Source organism: Falsiroseomonas oryzae, from assembly GCF_027856955.1.
GTDB lineage: Bacteria > Pseudomonadota > Alphaproteobacteria > Acetobacterales > Acetobacteraceae > Falsiroseomonas > Falsiroseomonas oryzae.
In genome coordinates, this window is sequence record NZ_JAPSMD010000597.1 from 1 (window position 1) to 2,585 (window position 2,585).

Sequence of the window (2,585 nt, forward strand, 5' to 3'; positions counted from 1 at the left end):
CTGGGGGCCGATGGGGTCGTGGTGCTGTCCGACCGGGCGCTGCGCGGCGCGCGCCCCTGGGTTCCGCCGGAACCGCTGCCCGGCCGCCCGGAGCGGGGCGTGCCCCTGGCGCCGCGCGACGCCGGCGGCTGAGCGTCAGCCTTTCGGCTTCTCGCCTGGTGTGCGGCCGGCTTCGCGGCTTTCGTGGCTGGTGCGGCCGGGCTCCCGGGCGCGGCCCTGTTCGTCGGTGAGGGTCTCGGCGTCGCGGCCCTCGCCCTCGCCGCCGCGCACCTTGCGGATCTCCTCCCGGGCCTGGTCGGCCTTGGGGTCCTGTGCGCCCTCGTGGCGGGTCTTGTGGCTGCCGAAGCCGCTTCGATAGGCCATGCCGCTGTCCTCCGTCCCGCCCGGGGGATGCCGGGCGAGACGGGGGAACGCGGCGCGGCGGCGTGATTTCCCGTCGCCCGGCCGATCAGCGGGCGGGCGGGATCTCGGAGATGCGGAGCTGGGCCGGCACGCGGCTGCCGCGGTCGTAATGGCCGATCCAGATGTCGTACTGGCCGGACTGCGGGTTGGTGAAGACCATGCCCGGGTCGGTGCCGCGGAAGTCGTCGTTGCAGACCCAGCGGCCGTCCGGGAGGTTGACCACCAGCGTCACGTCGGCGCGCGACGTGGCGGAGATGTAGAGCGGCAGCCCCTGGCCGGCGCGGTAGTTCAGGCGGACATCCGGCGCATCCGCGATGGAGCCGACGCAGCCTGCCCCGCCCAGCCGCTCGGCCGGCAGTTGTCCGCCCGCGGTGACGTTCACCACGGTGGGGTCGGGCGCGAAGTTGGCGCTCAGGTTCAGCGTGCCGAAGGACGGGGCACGGTTGAAGTTCTGCGCGAGTACCGTGCCGGCCGAGGCGGCCAGGACGGCCGCGGCCAGGGCAAGACGACGACGCATGCGGCAATCTCCCGAGAACGCGCGCCGATCGGCCACAGGCCGCCGGACGATGCGGCAGCCCGGCCCACGCGCGGGGCCGCGCCGCAGGGCAGGACCCTGCGGCGGATTATCCCCGGTTGATCATGACCGCAAGATTGTTGCGCAAAACTTGACGATTGTCGCGCCAACCCATACACGGACAGGCAGCGCCGGTCAGTAGCGGCGCAGCAATCCGATCAGGCGGCCCTGCACGCGCACGCGGTCCGGACCGAAGATGCGCGTCTCATAGGCGCGGTTGGCCGGTTCGAGCGCCACCGAGTTGCCGCGCCGGCGCAGGCGCTTCAGCGTGACTTCCTGCTCATCGACCAGCGCCACCACGATGGCGCCGTTCTCCGCCGTGTCGCCGCGGCGGATGATGACGGTGTCGCCGTCCAGGATTCCGGCCTCCACCATGGAATCGCCGGCGACCTCCAGCGCGTAGTGCTCGCCGCTGGCCAGCATGGCGGCCGGAACCTCCACGCTGGCGCCGGAATCGCGCAGCGCCTCGATCGGCAGGCCGGCGGCGATGCGGCCGTAGAGCGGCAGGTGGACGGCGGGCGCTTCGTTGGCGGGCTTCGGCACGCCGGACAAATTCGCCGCGAAGTTCCCGCGGATGACGTTGGGCGCGAAGGACGGGGCGGCGGCCGGCGGCGGGGCCGCGGCGGCCAGGGCGGGCGCGCGGGCGGCGACGTTCTCCGGCAGGCGAATGACCTCCAGTGCGCGGGCGCGGTGGGCGCGGCGCTTCAGGAAGCCGCGCTCCTCCAGCGCCGTGATCAGGCGATGGATGCCGGACTTGGACTTGAGGCGCAGCGCCTCCTTCATCTCCTCGAAGGAGGGGGAGAAGCCGGTCTCACGCAGGTGCCGGTCGATGAACATCAGCAACTCGTGCTGCTTGCGCGTGAGCATGAAGCCTCCTAGCCCCCGGTTCGGCCGCCTGTGCGCCAGGCCGGCGAACAAACGGGGAATCACCGGCGATGTTCTAGGTAGGTTCTCCGCGTCGCGTCAAATGTTTTCCACAGCGCCGACAAAGCACCGTCGGCGCCGCGGAGTCAGATCCCGAACTGGCCGAGCGGGATGGCGTCCACCTCCGCCCCTTCGGGCAGGGCGCGTGCGAAGGGCGGGCGCAGGATCAGGGCCTCTGCCCGCGCCAGAGTGGCCAGCATCGAGCTGTCCTGCACCGGGAAGGGGGTCGCGACCGGGCGCCCGTCCCGGTCGGTGCCGAGGCTGGCGCGCAGATGGTCGAAGCGCCGGTCGTTCTCCGCCAGCGCGGCGCCGGCGCGCACCAGGATGGTCGGCGGCGGCGCGGCCGGCAGGCCTGACATCACCGCGATGCCGGGCACCAGGAACTGCACGCCGCAGACCAGGGCGGAAACCGGGTTGCCCGGCAGACCGAGCACCGGTGTGCGGCCGAGCCGCCCCCAGATCAGCGGCTTGCCCGGCCGCATCGCGATCTTCCAGAAATCCAGCGCAAAGCCTTCCGGCCCCAGCGCCTTCTGCACCAGGTCGTGCTCGCCGACGCTGGCGCCGCCGGTCGTCACCAGCATGTCGCAGGCGCGCGCGGCGGCGGCGGCGGCGGCGATGGCGTCGCGGTCGTCGGGGGCGATCGGCAGCACGAGCGGTTCGCCGCCCGCGGCGCGCACCAGCGCGG

General features: G+C 73.1%; 4 protein-coding genes. All 4 read right to left on the reverse strand.

The genetic code is table 11. The annotated features are described in order from the left end of the window. Positions 1 to 135: 135 nt before the first annotated feature. Positions 136 to 363: a hypothetical protein gene (locus OZN99_RS29385; protein WP_270938762.1), complete on the reverse strand. Its 228-nt coding sequence runs from the start codon at positions 361 to 363 to the stop codon at positions 136 to 138. Between the two features lie 85 nt (positions 364 to 448). Then, positions 449 to 919 carry a peptidase S1 gene (locus OZN99_RS29390; RefSeq protein WP_270938763.1) on the reverse strand — a complete coding sequence of 157 codons (471 nt, stop codon included), beginning with the start codon at positions 917 to 919 and terminating at the stop codon, positions 449 to 451. A gap of 192 nt (positions 920 to 1,111) precedes the next feature. Further along, on the reverse strand, positions 1,112 to 1,843 hold the full coding sequence (gene lexA / locus OZN99_RS29395; protein ID WP_270938764.1) for a transcriptional repressor LexA: 732 nt from the start codon (positions 1,841 to 1,843) through the stop codon (positions 1,112 to 1,114). 143 nt (positions 1,844 to 1,986) lie between these two features. Continuing rightward, on the reverse strand, positions 1,987 to 2,585 hold a 599-nt coding region (locus OZN99_RS29400; RefSeq protein ID WP_270938765.1), incomplete at its 5' end, for a molybdopterin-binding protein.